Origin of the sequence: Halobaculum sp. MBLA0143 (genome assembly GCF_041361465.1) — an archaeon.
GTDB lineage: Archaea > Halobacteriota > Halobacteria > Halobacteriales > Haloferacaceae > JAHENP01.
In genome coordinates this window covers 1325437-1342322 of record NZ_JBGKAC010000001.1, presented here as the reverse complement: position 1 = coordinate 1342322, position 16886 = coordinate 1325437, and the positions used below count along the sequence as shown (strand labels likewise).

16 protein-coding genes and 1 tRNA gene are annotated in these 16886 nt (G+C 70.8%); 5 read left to right on the top strand and 12 right to left on the bottom strand.

What is annotated here, in order from left to right; all coding sequences use genetic code 11:
- Positions 1 to 8 precede the first annotated feature (8 nt).
- The 3 genes from RYH79_RS06900 to RYH79_RS06890 all read right to left on the bottom strand — a co-directional run bounded on the left by RYH79_RS06900 (position 9) and on the right by RYH79_RS06890 (position 1000).
- The gene (locus RYH79_RS06900; RefSeq protein ID WP_370897534.1) at positions 9 to 287 is read right to left on the bottom strand and encodes a ribbon-helix-helix domain-containing protein; all 279 of its coding nucleotides are present in this window, start codon (positions 285 to 287) and stop codon (positions 9 to 11) included.
- 71 nt (positions 288 to 358) lie between these two features.
- Positions 359 to 610, bottom strand: a complete 252-nt coding sequence (locus tag RYH79_RS06895) for a hypothetical protein (protein WP_370897532.1) — start codon at positions 608 to 610, stop codon at positions 359 to 361.
- 90 nt (positions 611 to 700) lie between these two features.
- Positions 701 to 1000, bottom strand: a complete 300-nt coding sequence (locus tag RYH79_RS06890) for a DUF7861 family protein (RefSeq protein WP_370897530.1) — start codon at positions 998 to 1000, stop codon at positions 701 to 703.
- 89 nt (positions 1001 to 1089) lie between these two features.
- Here RYH79_RS06890 and RYH79_RS06885 point away from each other — a divergent pair, with 89 nt between their 5' ends.
- Positions 1090 to 1497, top strand: coding sequence for a GIY-YIG nuclease family protein (locus tag RYH79_RS06885; protein ID WP_370897528.1), 408 nt, complete (start codon positions 1090 to 1092; stop codon positions 1495 to 1497).
- Positions 1498 to 1527: 30 nt separating this feature from the next.
- Here RYH79_RS06885 and RYH79_RS06880 read toward each other — a convergent pair whose 3' ends face one another.
- From RYH79_RS06880 to RYH79_RS06870, 3 genes are all read right to left on the bottom strand, one after another.
- Positions 1528 to 4674: an FAD-binding and (Fe-S)-binding domain-containing protein gene (locus tag RYH79_RS06880; protein WP_370897526.1), complete on the bottom strand. Its 3147-nt coding sequence runs from the start codon at positions 4672 to 4674 to the stop codon at positions 1528 to 1530.
- Between the two features lie 63 nt (positions 4675 to 4737).
- Entirely contained in the window at positions 4738 to 6387 is a 1650-nt protein-coding gene (locus tag RYH79_RS06875; RefSeq protein ID WP_370897524.1) for an ABC transporter permease, read from the bottom strand.
- The gene (locus RYH79_RS06870) at positions 6388 to 7257 is read right to left on the bottom strand and encodes an ABC transporter ATP-binding protein (RefSeq protein ID WP_370897522.1); all 870 of its coding nucleotides are present in this window, start codon (positions 7255 to 7257) and stop codon (positions 6388 to 6390) included. It abuts the gene before it with no gap.
- A gap of 208 nt (positions 7258 to 7465) precedes the next feature.
- On the opposite strand from RYH79_RS06870, the gene RYH79_RS06865 reads away from it, so the two are divergent.
- Positions 7466 to 7771 (top strand): PRC-barrel domain-containing protein, encoded by a 306-nt coding sequence (locus tag RYH79_RS06865; protein WP_370897520.1) that lies wholly within the window; start codon positions 7466 to 7468, stop codon positions 7769 to 7771.
- Positions 7772 to 7946: 175 nt separating this feature from the next.
- Here the strand turns inward: RYH79_RS06865 and RYH79_RS06860 are convergent, their stop codons facing one another.
- Entirely contained in the window at positions 7947 to 9398 is a 1452-nt protein-coding gene (locus RYH79_RS06860) for a DHH family phosphoesterase (RefSeq protein WP_370897518.1), read from the bottom strand.
- A gap of 124 nt (positions 9399 to 9522) precedes the next feature.
- Between RYH79_RS06860 and RYH79_RS06855 the strand changes: the two genes are divergently transcribed.
- Positions 9523 to 9596 (top strand) — tRNA-Lys (locus tag RYH79_RS06855).
- 109 nt (positions 9597 to 9705) lie between these two features.
- Here RYH79_RS06855 and RYH79_RS06850 read toward each other — a convergent pair.
- The 4 genes from RYH79_RS06850 to RYH79_RS06835 all read right to left on the bottom strand — a co-directional run bounded on the left by RYH79_RS06850 (position 9706) and on the right by RYH79_RS06835 (position 13053).
- A complete protein-coding gene (locus tag RYH79_RS06850; RefSeq protein WP_370897516.1) occupies positions 9706 to 10923 on the bottom strand; it encodes an RNA-guided endonuclease InsQ/TnpB family protein in 1218 nt (405 codons plus the stop codon).
- Between the two features lie 58 nt (positions 10924 to 10981).
- Positions 10982 to 11470: a hypothetical protein gene (locus tag RYH79_RS06845; RefSeq protein WP_370897514.1), complete on the bottom strand. Its 489-nt coding sequence runs from the start codon at positions 11468 to 11470 to the stop codon at positions 10982 to 10984.
- Between the two features lie 75 nt (positions 11471 to 11545).
- Positions 11546 to 12208, bottom strand: a complete 663-nt coding sequence (locus RYH79_RS06840; protein ID WP_370897513.1) for a HemK2/MTQ2 family protein methyltransferase — start codon at positions 12206 to 12208, stop codon at positions 11546 to 11548.
- Entirely contained in the window at positions 12205 to 13053 is an 849-nt protein-coding gene (locus RYH79_RS06835; RefSeq protein WP_370897512.1) for a 16S ribosomal RNA methyltransferase A, read from the bottom strand. Before RYH79_RS06835 ends, RYH79_RS06840 begins: the two co-directional genes overlap by 4 nt.
- An 82-nt stretch (positions 13054 to 13135) precedes the next feature.
- On the opposite strand from RYH79_RS06835, the gene RYH79_RS06830 reads away from it, so the two are divergent.
- Positions 13136 to 14308 (top strand): thiolase C-terminal domain-containing protein, encoded by a 1173-nt coding sequence (locus RYH79_RS06830; protein WP_370897510.1) that lies wholly within the window; start codon positions 13136 to 13138, stop codon positions 14306 to 14308.
- Complete coding sequence (locus RYH79_RS06825; protein ID WP_370897508.1) at positions 14305 to 15735, top strand: zinc ribbon domain-containing protein; 1431 nt, start codon at positions 14305 to 14307, stop codon at positions 15733 to 15735. The genes RYH79_RS06830 and RYH79_RS06825 overlap by 4 nt, the downstream gene beginning before the upstream one ends.
- A gap of 36 nt (positions 15736 to 15771) precedes the next feature.
- Here RYH79_RS06825 and RYH79_RS06820 read toward each other — a convergent pair whose 3' ends face one another.
- Positions 15772 to 16776, bottom strand: coding sequence for a beta-ribofuranosylaminobenzene 5'-phosphate synthase family protein (locus RYH79_RS06820; protein WP_370897506.1), 1005 nt, complete (start codon positions 16774 to 16776; stop codon positions 15772 to 15774).
- Positions 16777 to 16886 lie beyond the last annotated feature (110 nt).

Genomic DNA, 16886 nt, shown 5'->3' with positions numbered 1-16886 from the left:
TTTCCGATTCAGTCGTCGGAGTCCAGTCGACCTTTCAGGTCTGCCTGCGAGACCGTCTCACCCTCTTCGCGTTGCTCGCGGCTCTCGGCGAGGTGCTGGAGCGCCTCCGCAGAGAGTTCCGTCGGCGGGTCGACTGCGTCACGGAGCGCGTCGCGGATGAACTCGGATTTGTTCGCGTACCCGCGTTCCTCCCACACGCTGTCGATCTCGGCCAGCAGCGCCTGCGGAACCCGTACGTTGATCTTCTCCATCTCCCCGTCGCCGCCAGTGTCGCTGTCTGTGCTCACACTGCGTGATACACCCGTATCACACAAGAAGCTTCGCCACCCGGGCGACCTGACAGTGGTCGGAGAGAGCGTCATGCGTCCAGCCCCCACTCGAAATCTGCCTCGACAGCAGCACACTCCCGTTCGGCTCGCTCGACTTTCGACAACCCGACACGTTCGACAGCCTCCTCGCGGTCGAGTTCACCGTCGAAGTACTGCCCGAGAACGAGATCCTCCCAGAGGTCCCGCAGTCCGCGTTCGAGCGCCCGCTCGAACACCTCGGACTCGGGCACGTCGCGCGCTTCGGCGATTTCTCGAATCTGGTCGGAGAGTTCACCGGCCATGCGGCGGTGTTTCTCGACAATATAGTTAAATCTGTGTGCACAGATCCGCCCCTTGTCGTCAGTCCGTGTCGAGACGCCCGCAGCCCCGCCTCACCCCCCACGCTCCCGGAACCACACATGTTCACCCACCGGCGACTCCCCCTCGTCGATCTCCAGCCGACCCACAGCGAGGTCCCGCACCGCGGTCGTGACGGTCAGTTCGACGGTCTCCCGCTCGCCGTCCGCCACCGACTCCGCATCGTCCGCCTCCGCCCCGTCTTCAGCGCCCTCCACCGGCGCGACGACGAACACCGCGTGCCCGTCGCGCTCGGTGAGCGAGCGGATCACACCCTCGCGCCACCGTTCGGGGTCCTGTTGTGGCGGCCGCGAGTGGATTCGATCGTGGTTCACGACCCATCTCGGCGCGTGTCGGGGGTAGCCCTGTCGACTCTGGGGCGACGGACCGCAACGAAGGTGTCGCCAGCGCCCGAAGCGCGTCCGTGACCGGCGGCACCTACACCATCGTGTACCGACTCTCGGCGCCGGCGACGGTCGCGGTCGGCGCGCTCGGCGAGCACCGACTCCCCGCGGGGGCGTACGCCTACACCGGCAGCGCGCTGGGGAGCGGCGGCTTCTCGCGGGTGGATCGCCACGAACGGGTCGCGGCCGGCGAGCACGACGTGCGCCACTGGCACGTCGACCACCTCGGCGGCCACCCCGCAACGGAGCTGCACGCCGTCCGACGGCTCCCAGACCGCGACGCGGAGTGTGCGGTCGCCCGCGCGCTCGTCGACGGGCCGGTCGCCGGCTTCGGCGCCTCCGACTGCGACTGTGACAGTCACCTGGCGGGCTACCCGGACGCGGAGCGGGCCGTCGCTGCCGTCGAACGGGCACACGACGAGGTGTGACGCGACGACTCAGACGAACGCGCCGACGACCTACTCCGCGAGCGCGTCGGCGACCTTCTCGACGGGGTGGGGCGGGGTGGCGTCCGTCTCCTCGCGGTCGCCCAACTGTGTCCGACAGGAGCCGCCGGGCGCGGTGAGCACGTCGCCGTCGCTGTCGTCTGCCTGTTCCACCAGGATGTCCGCGACCCCCTGGCTCAGGTCGTAGTGTTCCGCCTCGTAGCCGAACGAGCCGGCCATACCGCAACACGTCGAGTCGAGCGGGTCGACACCGTAGCCCGCTCGGCGGAGGACGCCGACGGCGTGGTGGTCCTTCGCGGTCGCCTTCTGGTGACAGTGGCCGTGGTAGACGAGCGACTCGTCGGGGGCGTCGAAGGCGAGCCGGTCGTCCAACCGGAACGTGTCGACGTACTCCAACAACCCGTAGCTGTTGTCCGCGACGGTCCCCGCCTGCCCGCCGGAGCCGTGGAGATCCAACAGGTCGGACTGGAGCATCACCGCCTCGCTGGGCTCGACGACCACGACGTCCGCCCCGTCGGCGATCGCGGGCGACAGCTCGTCGATCGCCGCCCGACTCCGTTCGCGGGCGCGGTCGAGGAACCCAAGCGAGTGGGCCGCCCGACCGGTGTCTTCCGTCTCGGCGAGTTCGACTCGCACGTCGGCGGCCTCCAACAGCCGTACCGCCGCTCGTCCAGCCGCCGGGCGGGTGTAGTTGGTGTACGTGTCCGGGACGAGCACCGCGGTGCGGTCGGCGTCTTCGGCGGGGATCGACCCGTCGCGGGCGTCGAACCAGTCCCGGAGCGTCTCCCGCCGGAACGTCGGGAGGTCGCGTTCCGTCGCCACGCCCAGCAGTCGCTTGCCGAGATTCGACACCACCGGGAGGTCGCCGGCGAGATTCGAGAGCGGGGCGAGCGCACTGCCCAGCCGCGACACTCCGTTGACGTTGGCGAACGTCAGGTCCCGGAGCACACTCGGGTCCAGGAACCGCCTGAGCCCGCGGTCGTCGGCGTCGCGCTCGTGGTGTTCGTGCAACACCTCCGCCTTCATCTTCGCCATGTCGACGCCGCTGGGGCAGTCCATCTTACAGCCCTTGCAGCCGACACAGAGGTCCAACACCTCGCTGCGGAACTCCTCGCCGAACGGGTCCGCCGGGAGTTCGCCGCTCATCGCCTCTCGGAGCGCGTTCGCCCGGCCGCGGGTGGACTGGATCTCCTCGTCGACGGCGCGGTACGTCGGACACATCACGCCGCCGGTGGTGGACTGCTCTCCGCGACAGCCGCCACAGCCGTGACACAGCTCCGCCATCCCCTGGAACCCGTTGTCGGTCTCCCAGGCCAACTCCGGCTCGAACCCGGCGTCGAACTCGTAGTCGGGGTCGAACCGGAGGTTCTCCGTCGGGTCGTGGTCGCCACAGACGGTGCCGGGGTTCAACAGCCACTCGGGGTCGAACGCCGACTTGAGCGATCGGAACCGCTCGAACAACCGGTCGCCGTACAGCTTCCGGTTCCACGCCGTCCGGGCGCGGCCGTCGCCGTGCTCGCCGGAGACGGCCCCGCCCAGCGACACCACCAGGTCCGTCACTCGGTCGGCGATCTCCCGCAGTTGCTCGACTCCCTCGACCGTCTTCGTGTCGATCAGCGGTCGGACGTGGAGCACGCCCGGACCGGCGTGGGCGTAGAAGGAGGCGAACGTCCCGGTGTCGTCTAGGATCTCCTCGAACCCTTCGACGTACCGGGGGAGGTGTTCCGGCGGCACCGCACAGTCCTCGATGAAGGAGATGTGTTTGGCGTCGCTCGTGCGCCCGAGCAGGATCGGCAGCCCGGACTTGCGCATCTTCCAGAACGTCGCCCGGCGGTCGGCGTCGTGGGCCTCCAACGCGTCCAGCGCCCGCGTGTCCCCGCCGTCGGGGGTGTCCGCGGGCGGTGTCGCGGACGGGGAGACGGACGGCACGCGGTCGGAGAGCAGCCCGGCGACCTTCCGGCGACCCTCCTCGTCGCTTTCGGCGTAGAACTCCACGAGCAACACCGCGTCGGTCCCGTCCGGGAGCAGTCCGACCACGTCCGCGAACTCCGGGGTGTCGCGCGCCAGGTCCAACAACACGTCGTCCATCACCTCCACCGCCGCGGGGTCGTGGTCGAGGATCGGTGCCACGTCGGCCATCGCCTCGGAGAGAGAGTCGTACGTGAGCAGCCCGACCGCCTTCGTCTCCGGAATCGGCTCCAACGACACCGTCACCGCCGTCACGACTCCCAGCGTCCCCTCGCTGCCGGCCAGCAGCCGGGCGAGGTTGACCGTCCCGGGCTCGCCGTACTCCCCGTCGGCCTCGGCGACGAGTCGGTCCAGGTTGTAGCCGGAGACGTTCCGTTTGAGCGCGGGGAACCGCTCCCGGACGGCGTCACGGTCGTCGTCCAGAACCCCGACGACCTCGGCCGCGACCCGGTCCAACGTGCCGCCGTCCGGGTCCGCCCGCTCGCGTAGCTCGGCGACCGAGACCTCGCCGAGCTCGGTGACGCTGCCGTCCGCGAGGACGACCTCCGCCGACTCCACGTAGTGGTCCGTCTTCCCGTACACGAGCGAGTGGGCGCCGGTGGAGTTGTTGCCGACGGCGCCGCCGATAGCGGACTTGTCACCCCACGCCGGATCGGGGGCGAACTTCAGCCCGTGCGGCTCCAGCCGTTCGTTCAGCGACCCCAGGAGACAGCCGGCCTCGACCGTCGCCGTCCGCCCGTCCGGGTCGACGGAGACGACGTCGTCGAGGTGCCGTGTGAAGTCCAAGACGACCGCCTCGTTGACCGTCTGGCCCGCCAGCGAGGTGCCGCCGCCTCGAGGCAACACCGGAACCCCGCGGTCGGCACAGTAGGAGACGACCGCGGCCACGTCCGCCGTCGACGCCGGCAGGACCACCCCGACCGGCGTCTCGTGGTACGCGGAGGCGTCCGTCGCGTACAACGACCGGGTGTAGGTGTCGAACCTGACGGCCCCCTCGACGCGACTCTCGAGGTCGTTCAACAGCCCCGGCCGGGCGACCTCGCCGGCGGTAGGGTCGCCAGCGGCGCCAGAGTCGCCGGTGGGGGTAGAGTCGCCGGTGGGGGTAGAGTCGCCAGCGGCGGTAGAGTCGCCAGCGGCGCCAGAGTCACCCCCCGGCACCTCCCCGCGGCCCGACTGTGGGTTCGTCGTCATGCGCAGGCCTAACGCCGAGGGGCGGAATAAGTGACCGGGTCGGGTGGAGTCTACGGCCGGCCGTCACCGGAGGAACCGCGAGCGGCCCAGCAGCGCGGCGCCGAGCAACGCCACCCCGACGGCCGTGAACCCGAGCAGCGTCGCCGGCGTCACCCCGTCCGTGCTCGCGGCGAAGTCCACGGCGGTGGCGCCGTTGACCGGGCCCACGTACCACAGCGCGAGGTACGACGCCTCGAACGCCCGGGTCGAGCCGGTGTACGACCCCAGCGCCAGCGCGAACGACGGGACGAACGCCACCGTGGCGACGAACCCGAGCAGCGCGAGCGTGTCGCCGCCGGCGGCGGCCGGCAGCCTGGCCGGGGCGAGCAACGACGCCAACACCCCGGCCCCGACGGCCCACTCGGCCGCGAGCTGTCCGACCGGGTGTGACGAGGAGACGACCAACTCGCGGGTCTGGTGTCGGCGCGTCCGGACCCCCGTCTCCGACAGCAGGAACACCGGCCACAGGATCGCAACCGGAGCGACGAGCCCGCGGAGACCGTCGGCCAGAACACCGAACAGGAACAACGACACGGCGCCGAGGTACCACACCCGACGACGGCCGAGGAGCGCGATCCGCGCCTCGGCGACTAGGAGCCGCCCGAGCCCGCCGCCGTTCCGGCTCCGGACGGGCGTGAGCGACTCGACGAGCGTCGTCACGTCCGTGTCTCCGGCCGGCTCCCCACCCCCAGGAACGGTCGCGTCCGACGACTCGTCCGTCTCCGTGTCCGCCGAGTCGCCGACCGGGAGGAGCGACCGGAGGACCGAGCCCCGTTCGCCGGCGGTGAACCGGTCGAAGGTGACTGTCCCGGCCGCGGCGACCGTGGCGCCACCGACGGCGAACAACGCCCACTTGAGGTACACCCACCCCGGCCACCCCCCGCCGGTCCAGGTGAACGTGAACTCCTCCCCACCGGACACCTGGCCGAACACTGGGGGGCCGCCGGCGTACGCCGGCACGACACCGGTGAGCGTGTCGTGTGTCGCAGCGTAGACGGCGGTGTAGCCGAACGGCTCCGTGTACGCGACGACCGGCGGAACGACACCGCCCGCGACGGGCGCGCTGTACGCCCAACTGGCGACGACGACGGTGCCGAGGAAGTACACCGCGTTGCCGGCGCTGCCGGACAACGGGTCGATCGTCTCGAACAACAACGCCACCCCGGCGACGAGACAGCCCAGCGGAACGGCCAACAGGAAGATCGGCAGCGTCAGCGGGACGATCTGTGTCTGCCCGACGCCGTTGACCGCGTGGAGCACGACCGTCGCGGCGGCCAACACGACGAGGATCGTACACACGACGGCGACGTTACTGAGCCACTTCCCGAGGAGGTACAGCCGGTCGCTCACGGCCATCGACGGGAGGAGTTCGTCCATCCCGGTCCGTCGCTCGCGGGCGAGCGTGTTCTTCAGCACGTAGAAGCCGCCGAAGGCGACGAAGAACGTCCCGACGAGCGCCGCCTCCGTCCCGACCCAGGCGGCGTTCGACCGACCGTAGTAGAACTCGTAGTCGAACGCACCCAGGTCCCGCGTGTACACGAGTTCCAGTCCGCCGACGCTCACCACGTACCCCAGGGAGACGACGAACGCGAGGACGGCCAGGAACTGCCGTGACCGCGTCCGCTGGAGGTAGTCTGCGCGAGCGATGTGGTAGACCGAGCGGAGAGTCGACATCTACCGCACCCCTCCGTCGAGCCGCCAGAGGTAGGCGTCCTCCAGGGTCGGTCGGGCCGGGGTGGCGGCCTCCGCCGGGGGTGACTCCGCGATCACCCGCACCTCGACGCCGTCGGAGCGTTGGACCGTCCCGGAGACGGCGTACTCCGACCGGACGCGCGTCAGCTCGTCGGCGGGGACGTTGTACTCGTAGACGTTCCCCTCGACGCGCTCGATCAGGCGCTCCGGGTCCGTGTGGTCGACCAGACGACCGCCGTTCAGCAACGCGATCCGGCTCGCGGTCGCCTCGATGTCCGGGACGATGTGTGTCGAGAGGATCACGACACGGTCCGTGGCCAGCTCCGACACGACGTTCCGGAACCGCACCCGTTCTTCCGGGTCCAGGCCGACGGTCGGCTCGTCTAACACGAGCAGCTCCGGGTCGTTGAGCAACGCCTGCGCGATGCCGGCGCGCTGGCGCATTCCGCCGGAGAACCCGTCGAGTCTCCGGTCGCGCACGTCGGCGAGGTTCGTCAGTTCCAGGAGTTCCTCGATTCGCGCGTCGACGCTCTCCCCGTCCATCGACCGCAGCGCGCCGACGTACTCCAGGAACTCTTCGAGCGTCAGGTCGGGGTAGACGCCGAAGTCCTGCGGGAGGTAGCCGAGCGAACGCCGCAGTGGCATCGGACTGTCGACCACGTCCGTCCCGTCCCAGGTGATGTCGCCTTCCGTCGGCTCCGTCACGGTCGTGAGCATCCGGAGGAGCGTCGACTTCCCCGCGCCGTTCGGTCCGAGCAGCCCGTGGATCCCCGCGTCGAGATCGAGCGTCACGTCCCGAACCCCCCAGATACTGCCGTCGTACTGCTTCCCGATTCCGGAGACCGACAACATTGTACGTCCCGACGTTCGGACGCCCCCGTAGAAGTAGCAACTGACGGGTCCCACTTTCGGCAACACCCGTCGGCTACGCCACCGACTGCCGTGTAGAAAACTGCGCTCTGCGACCGGAGTCACCCCCCACGACGCACGGCGGAGTGAGCGGCGTCACTCGTGACCGCGCTGGGTTGGATTTAAGAGCCGGGGTGTCGTCCGTCGGAGTATGACCGCGGACGGGGCACCACAGGAGATTACGTCGCTCGTCGGCCGTGAAGTGTACTCGAACAACGGCGTCTTCGTCGGTGAAGTCGAGGACGTCCGGCTGGACTTGGGCGAAGAGGTCGTCACCGGCATCGCGTTGGGTGAACTGAACGAGGAACTGTTCGCCGGGCGGGTCGGAGCGACGGAGGGCGTGATGGTGCCGTACCGCTGGGTCCGGGCGGTCGGGGACGTGATTCTCGTCAACGACCTCGTCGAACGGCTCCGCGAGGACGAAGAGGAGTCGACGACACAGCCCACTCAGACGTGAACTGTGTCGCCGCGGGCCGTGGGCTCCGGCGGACCGGACGGTGTGTCTGTCGGGTCGACGGCCGCGGCGTGTGACCCCCCTCCACACGCCGGGTCACCCCGACACTCGTGGCTGTTCGACAGTGGTACTTCACTGTTGAGATCAGATTATCAGAGACGAGACTCGGACGGGAGAGTCACGAGCCGTTCGATCCCTCTTCGACCCCCATCGCGTCGAACAGTTTCCGGCGGACGGCCTGTTCGGACAACTGCAACAGCGTGTCACGGTTGTCGTCGGAGATCTCGATCCCGGTGAACAGTCCCAGTGGGATCTCCGCGCTCCCCTGTTTGGCGTGGCCCGCAGCCTCCCCGACGTCGCCGAAGGCGTCGTCCAGGGCGCTCCCGATGTTGAGCCGGATGTCGTTCGACCGCGCCGCCAGCAGAATGTGGTCGTCCGCGATCCCGAACACCGCGGTCGTCGAGATCCCCTCCAGGTTGAGCAGCTGTTGGGCCGCCTGCGACAGCGCCTCCCGGTCGGTGATGAACCCGGCGTTCGACAGGAGGTGGCTCCCCTGCACCTCTCGGTTCTGGATCGCCTCCGCCAACACGTCCAGCGTCTCCGGCGACATCGACGGCGACTCCACCTCCTCTAGGGTGTCGTGGTTGGCGAACGGGTGGAGGTAGGCGGCCGCCGTCAGGTCCGCCGGCGTCGTCTCCCGTTTGAAGTCCACCGTCTCCGCCCGGATGCCGTACAACAACGCCGTCGCGACCGTCTCCGTCGGCGACAGGTCCAGCTCCTGGAGGTACTTGGTCAGGATCGTCGACGTGGCCGAGACGTTCAGGCGCACGTCCACGAACTCCGCGCCCACCGGCTCCGCCGGCTCGTCGTGGTCGACGTACACGTCCACGTCGTCCTCGACGTCCCCCTCCGCGCCGGCGTCGGCGTGGTTGACGAGCGCCACGGCGCCGTACTCCGACAGCCCCCCGACCGACTCACGGGTGGAGAGATCGATCCCCAACGTGTTGACGAACGCGCTGTTCTCCTGGTGGCCCATCTCCCCGTCGTAGAGGATGTCCGCCTCCAGGTCGTGGTCCGCGGCGATGGCCTGGAGCGCCACCGCCGCCGCGATGGAGTCCGGATCGGGGTTGTCGTGCGAGAGAATCGCCAGCCGACCGTCCGTCTCTCGGAAGATCTCCACCATCTGCTGGGTCTTGTACGCCAACTCCCCCGCCTCCAACGACCGCAGGGCGCTGTCGGCGATCACCTCGCTGGGGTTGATGACCACGTCCGCGCCCAGCTCCACGAGCTGGTCTTTGCTCACGGGGTCGTTCGCCCGCACGACGATGTACTGCTCCCCGCCGGCTGCTCTGATGGCCTCTACTGCCGCCTTGTTGGCGTCGACGTTCCCGGAGAGAATCAACACCACCTCCCGGTCGGCCACGACCTCCGCTACGTCCGCCTCCGTGATGTCCTGTTGACGCGCGTTCAGATCCTGATCCCGTAGCGCCTCGACCCTGTTGTCGTCGCGGTCGAGGATCACCACGTCTTCGCCCGCGTCCGTGAGGTCGTCGGCGACCGCGTGGCCGACGCTCCCACACCCCAAGATGGCGTACGAGGACATCGACGACATCGTGATCCCTGCGCTCATTCTGGTGGCTGTCTGACTGGCGCTCACTTCAAGCCTCTCGTATCGACCGAGACTGTCGCCCGACTGTCGTGTCGACTCCGAAACGGAAGGCCTTTTAGCAAGACGGCGTTACGACAGAATGCGTGGGCCGATAGCTCAGCTAGGCAGAGCGACGGACTCTTAATCCGTCGGTCAGGGGTTCAATTCCCTTTCGGCCCGCTTGTAATAAAAACAAACAGGTGCTCCTAACGATTTTTGAGGGCCGAGAGGGAAGTCGACTGACCCGCACGCGGCGGGCCTTGTCGGTGAACTCGACCTCTACCGACGATCAGTCGGACGGGGTGAATCCCCGACTCGGCTTTACAGTTCCCGACTTCAGGGCGAGTCGACCGTCGCCCGTCCGCCGCGAGGACTGTAGCCCGCGACGGACGTACCGCAGTCCGACGTTCTTGGCCGCGATGTAGTCCGCGTTCCCAGTCGTTCCGCAGTCGACACACCGGAATGTGGACCGATCCGAGCGGTTGCGTTCGTCCGTGTGGCCACACTCCGGGCAGCGCCGGCTCGTTCCGGCGGGCGAGACGAACACGACGGAGATTCCGAGCGCGTCCGCGCGGTACTCGACGTAGTCGACGAGCCGGCGGTGTGCCCACTCGTGGAACTGTTTCGCCGGCGGGGCACGGTTCTGAATGTGCGACAGATCCTCGAACGCGATGTACTCACAGTCGTGTTCGACTGCCTCGTCGACGATCCCGTTCGCAACCCGATGTAGCACGTCCCGAGTGTACCGTTCCTCCCGGCCACTGATCCGTTGAATCACCCGGTGTGCCGACTCCGTACCGGTCTGTTGGAGACTGCCGCGAATCCGTTCGAACTCTTCGTGTCTGTGCCGTAGCTCCCTCCCGGACTCGAATCTGGCTGTGCTCGTGACGGCCAGATTCACGATCCCGAGATCGACACCGAGAACTGTCCTGTCCTCCGTGTCGTCCCGGCGCTCCGCGAGACCGGTCGGTTTCGGCTTTCGAAAACCCAGGTGGAGATAGTAGTCCCCGTCGCGTTTCGTGAGCGTCGACTCTGTCAGCTCCCAGGAGTCGTCGTCGAGATACTGGCGCTGATAGCCGTCCTCGTCGTCCGGGAGCGCGAGTTCACACCGAACTCTCTGGTCGACGGTGGCGAGCGAGACGGTCTCGTCGTCGAACAGCGTCATCGTGCGGGCGTCGTGCTTCATGGTGTCCGCCGTGAAGGTCGGACAGGAGGTCTCGTACTGCTCGTCCAGTGCCTCCGTCTGTTTGACCCCGCTCAACGCCGCCGCAGCCTGGTGTGCAGCGAGGATTCTGTGTTCACTACCCAGACGGGTCTCCTCACCCAGCCCGTGGTAGGTGAGTTCCTGCAGACGGCGTCGCCGCGTCTCGTCGGCGGCCCACCCGACGCGGCTGGCGACGTTGCACGCTCTCTTCCAGTCGGCCAGCGTCTCGTCGAGCAGTCGCTCCTGCTCCGGCGTGAGCTTCGGTCGGGTGATCGCGGTTCGCCGCAGGTACTCCTCGCCCACATATCTAGACAATATAGCTACCTAGAAAAGTCCTGTGGAGTCGGCACGGAACTCGGCGTTACCCCCACGGATCGGTCCACCGATCCGGCACCAGCTCCTCCACACGCCGGCGTTCGACGGTCGGGAACAGCGCCCAGCCGTCGGGCTGGCGGACGAAACACGTCGCAAGCACAGTCACGTCCGGGCCGCCGACGGCGGCGATCGCGTCACGACAGGTGCCACAGGGGAACGTCGGCCGTCGGTCGTCGTCGGGGACGGGGCCGGCGACGACGACGTGAGTCGGGCGGGTCCCCGGCGGCTCGGCCAACTGGAGCCGGTTGAGCGCGTGGCGCTCGGCACAGAAGCCGGCGCTCGGGGCGTCCGGCGGCTCGAACGGGACGCCGAGGTAGGCGTCGCCGGAGCCGGTCTCGTCGTCGGCGCGGACGAGCGCGAACAGTTCGTCGCCGCGGTCGGCGGCGCGGCGCTCGCGGCACCGCGACGGGATCCGGTCGCGGGCAGTCGACAGCAGTTCGCGGTCCGTCTCCGTCGTGTCGGCCGGGAGGTCCACGCTCCCGGGTCGAGGCGTCGGGTCAAGAGTCCGGCGGCCGTGCGGGCTCGACTCGGACGGCGGGCCACCCACGGGTCACTCCCGGGGGTCGAGCCGGAGGACGGACAGCGTCTCGTAGGGGTACGACTCCTCCGCGACCGTCTCGGCGTCGAACCCGCGGGCGACGGCGTACTCCACCACGTCGGCGAAGCCGGTGAGCGAGGAGACGAGCAGGAGGACGCGCCCGTCGGGCCCCACCACGCGCCCGGCGGCGTCCAGGAACGGCTCGATCACGGCGCGGCCGGACTCCCCGCCCGACAACGCGGCCTCCTGCCAGTCGTCCCACTCGTTGTCCGGGTCTGTGGGGAGGTACGGGGGGTTGAACAGGAGCGTGTCGACGGCCCCGTCGGCGAGCGCGGCCACCAGGTCGACCCGGGCGGTCTCGACGCCGCGCTCGCGGGCCGTCCGGCAGGCGTGGGGGTTCACGTCCGTGCCGACGACGCGGTCGACGGCCGGCACGTCGCGCAGTTGCGCCGCGACCCAGCCGGAGCCGGTGCCGACCTCGACGGCGAGCCCCTGGGCGTGGTCGCGGCCAGCCTCGGCCAACAGCCCGGAGTCCTCGGCGGGCTCGTACACCGGGTCGCCGAGCCCGCGGCGGTCGGCGAGCCGGTCGCGGCTGCTCTCGTCGTCGTCGAGGGTGTCGGTGCCGTCGCCGCGCTCGGTCGGGCCCTCCCCGTCGGGGGTGTCGTCCCCGCTCACTGTCCCGGTCCGATCTCGCTGTGTTCGGTCGCCAGCCGGGCGAGCGAAGCGAACTCCGCGGGCGGGAGGTTCTCCGGTCGCTGTGACAGGATCGACTCGTCTGCGGCGGCGACGACCGCGTCCGGGTCGGCGACCCCGGAGATGTGGGGGGTGTTGCGGACGGCGTTGCGGACGGTCTTGCGCCGTTGGGTGAACAACGCCTTCACGAACCGGAGGAAGAACGCCTCGTCGGGCACCTCGTACGGCGGCTTCTGGGGCCGACACCGGACGACGGCGCTGTCCACCCGGGGCTGGGGGTCGAACGCGGTCCGCGGGACGGTCTCGACGATCTCGGCGTCGGCGTAGTGGGCGGTACTGACGGACAGCCGACCGTAGTCGTCCGTGCCGGGGTCGGCGACCATCCGGTCGGCGAACTCCCGTTGGAACATCAGCGCCAGCGGCCGCCCGGTCGGGAGCAGCCGGAACGCCAACGGCGAGGAGGCGCCGTACGGGAGGTTCGAGACGCTGGCGGTGAACGCCGGCAGGTCGGTGTCCGTGGCGTCGCCCTCGATCACGGTCAGTCGGTCTGCGGCGACGGGGTCGGCGAACTCCTCGCGCAGGAACCCGGCCAGGTCGGCGTCCTTCTCGATCACGGTGACGTGGTCGCCGGCCGCTAGCAGGCGGTCCGTGAGCGCGCCGGTGCCGCCGCCGATCTCCAGGAGGTGGCTGCGGTCGGCGCCGTCGGGGAGGAGTCCGGGGAGTCGGTCCAGCACGCGGTCGTCGACGAGGAAGTGCTGGTCGCGGTCCGGGTCGCCGCGGACGCCGGCCCGGCGGCGCAGGGCGTCGGGGTCGCGGAAGTCGGTCACACCGGGCGTACCCGGTCGGTCGGTGTAAACTCGTCTATCGCTCCCCGGGGGTTTAGGGCGGTCGCCACGCCTCCTTCCGGGCGTGACAGACGCACACGTCGTCGGCGCGGGTCAGTCGGCCTTCGGCTCGTTTCCCGGCGAGACGTACCGGTCGCTGTGCCGGACGGCCTACGAACGGGCCGTCCCGGCCGATCTCGACACGGATCGGATCGACGAGGCGTACCTCGGCACGCTCGGCGTCGGCGGGCGACAGATCGGGCTGTCGGGCCCGGCCGTGACGGAACACCTCGGCCTCCACGGCACCCCCTGTACCCGGGTGGAGAACGCCTGTGCCGCCTCCGGTTACGCGCTCCGGCAGGCCGTGGTGGCGGTGGAGTCGGGGTACGCCGACCTCGTCCTCGCGGGCGGCGTGGAGGTGATGACGGACACCTCCGCGGACGCGACGAAGTACTGGCTGGGCGTCTCCGGCGAGACGGAGTGGGAACGGATGGCCGGCACCACCTTCGCCGGCGTGTACGCCCAGATGGCCGACGCCTACCTCCGAGAACACGACGCTGACCGCCGGGCGCTGTCGGCGGTCGCGGCCAAGAACCACGCCAACGGCGCCGACAACCCGAAGGCACACCTCGGGTTCGACTGTTCCGTCGACGACGCGGAGTCGGCGGACGTGGTCGCGGACCCGTTGACGCTGTACCACTGTTGTCCGACGAGCGACGGCGCGGCGTTCGTCCTGGTCGCGTCCGACGCGGTCGCCGACAGCTTCACCGACAGCGTCCGGGTGGCGGGCGTCGGCGCCGCCTCCGACCACGTCGGGCTGTACGACCGCGAGACGTACACGTCCGTCCCGGCGACGCGCCGGGCGGCCGCGACCGCCTACGACCGCGCCGGCGTCACCGACCCCCGAGCGGACCTGGACTTCGCGGAGGTTCACGACTGTTTCGCAGTCGCGGAACTGCTGGCGTACGAGGATCTCGGACTGGCGGACGACGGCGAAGGGGCGCGGCTGGCGACGGCGGGGGTGACGGCCCGCGACGGCGCGTTCCCGGTGAACACCTCCGGCGGGCTCAAGTCGAAGGGCCACCCCATCGGCGCGACCGGAGCGGGCCAGGCGGTAGAGGCGTTCCACCAACTGACGGACGCTGCCGGCGCCCGACAGCTGTCGGACCCGGAACGGGGGCTGACACACAACGTCGGCGGCTCCGGCGGTGCCGCCGTCGTCCACGCCTTCGAGCGCGCGGGGGTGCGGGGGGCGTGACGGACAACGGCGAGACGGTCGTGGCCGGGGCCGGCGCGTACGCCCCCTCGGCTCGACTCCCGACAGACGCGATTGCGGCCTTCTGGGACGGCGATCGCGCCCGTGGCGTCGACAGCGTCGCCGTGCCGGCGGCAGACGAGGACAGTCTCACGCTCGGTGCCGCGGCCGGCCGACGGGCGCTCTCGGCGGCGGGCGTCGACGCCGCCGCGGTCGAACACCTCGCGTTCGCCACGACGACGCCGCCGGTCGAGGAACCGGAGCTGACGCCCCGGCTCGGTGAGTTCCTGGGTGTGCCGGCCGGCGCGAGCCGGGAGACACACGCCGGGGGCACTCGCGCGGGGACGGCGGCGCTGTCGGCGACGGTCGCCAGAGCCGCCCGGCCGGCGCTCGTCGTCGCCGCCGACGCCCCCCAGGGGGAGCCGGACAGTCCGGAGGGGGACGCCGCCGGCGCCGCGGCCGGTGCGGTCGTGGTGACGGCCGACGGCGACGGCGCGACCCTCTCGGCGTGGGGGCGTCACGCGGAAGACTACCCCGGGACTCGTTACCGCCGGCGTGGGGAGACCGAGACGGAGTCGCTGGGGGTGACGAGCTACGACCGGGCGGCGTTCCGGGAGCCGGTCGTCGCCGCCGTCTCGGCCCTCCCGGGAGACGCCGCTCCGGAGGGGACCGAGGCGGTCGCCGTCACCGCGCCGGACGGGAGTCTCCCGGCGCGGGCCCTCGCCGCGACGGACGCGGCCCCGTCGCCGTCCGCGATCACGACGCCCGTCCGGACCCTGGGCGACACCGGCGCCGCCGGCCCGCTCGTCGGGTTGGCCCGGGCGTTCGACGACGACGCCGCCCGGACGCTGCTCGTCGGCGTCGGGAGCGCCGGCAGCGCCGCGGCGACGGTCGTCGACGGGACGGCGCCGACGGAGACGGCGTTGGACGGCGACCGCGAACTGTCGTACGCCGAGGCGACGCGCCGCCGCGGGGAACTGGCGGGGTCGCCGCCGGCCGGCGGGGGGGCGGCCGTCTCCGTGCCGACGTGGCGGCAGTCACGGGCGGCTCGGTACCGGCTCGTCGCCGGTCGGTGTCCGGACTGTGGGGCGCTCCGGTTCCCGCCGGAGGGGGCCTGCACCGGCTGTCGCGCGCTCGTCGACTACGAACGGGTGACGCTCCCGGACCGCGGCGAGATCGTCACGGTCACCGGGGTGACGGCCGACGGCGCACCGCCGGAGTTCGTCCCGCAGGCGACCCGCGACGGGGGGTTCCCGGTCGGAATCGTCCGGTTCACCGTCGACGGCGCGACGGTCGACGTGCCGCTCCAGGTGTGTGACGCGGACCCGAGCGACGCCACGGCGGGCGACACGGTCGAGCGAGCGATCCGGCGAGTGTACGAGCAGGAGGGTGTCGTGCGCTACGGCGCGAAGGCGCGACCGGTGGAGTGACGCCGGTCAGACGGCGACGGTCCGAACGCCCACGGCTCAGACGGCGTCGTCTACCACGGTCGCCCCGTCGTTGCGGGGGGCGGCGAGAGTCACGTCGCCGGCGACGCCGGCCGCGTCGAGCGCCCGGCGGCCGGCCTCTCGGGCGGCGTCGGCGCGAGCGGTGTCCGTGACGGCGTAGACGGTCGGCCCCCAAGAGGACTGGCCGACGCCGGAGACGGCGGTCGCGTCCGCGAGCTCCGACACCACGTCGCCGACGGGTGGGCGGTAGACGCCGCCCTGTTCGTCGGCGAACCAGGAGCCGTTGAGTCGGCCGAGTTCGCGGACGGCGGCGCCGAACCGGTCGACGGCGCCGGCAGCGACCGCCGGCAGGAGTCGTCTGGCGATCACGCCCGCGACCCTGTCGGCGACGGCCGGGTCCGCAGACTCGACCACCGACCGCATGGAGGCCTCCTCGCCGTCGCCGGAACGACCGGGCGCTGCGTCCGGGACGACCACCAGGAACCGCCAGTCCTCCGGGAGGGTGTGGCGGGCAGCCACCGGGGGGACGGTCCAGTCGCCGTCTGCGGGGCGGGCGGCGGTGAACCGCTCCGTCGGGTGGCCGGCGTCCAGGACGAACCCACCCCGTTCGAAGGCGGCGACGCCGACGCCGGAACGCCCGCCACGGCCCAGCGTCGGCGCCCGCTCGCGCACCCGTGGCTCCAGGGCGTACAGTCGGGCGACGGCCGTGAGCACGGCCAACGCGGTCTGGGTGCCGCTGCCCAGGCCGGCGTGTCGTGGGAGCGACTCCGCGACGGACACGCGCGCTCCGGGGACGGCCAGTGTCTCACACACCCGTTCCGTGTAGCGGGCGGCCGTCTCCGTGTCGGCAGTCGCCTCCTCGGCCGGGCGGGCGGTGAGCCGGACCCGGGGCTCCGCCACCGTCGCGCCGCAGGCGCCGTACAGTCGCTCGTGGGCGAGACTCAGGTTGCCGAACCCGAAGTGGAGCCGGCCGCCGGCCGTCACGGTGACGGCGTCCCGCGCTGGCGTGTGGCCGTCGGTCACGGAGGAACACCGGGCCGGACGGTGGTGTGCGTTTCGGCAGCGGCGAGGTCGGCCACCCGGGTCTCACGGCGACGGACGGAGTGTGCGTGCGTCCGCCGACCGGGTTCGGA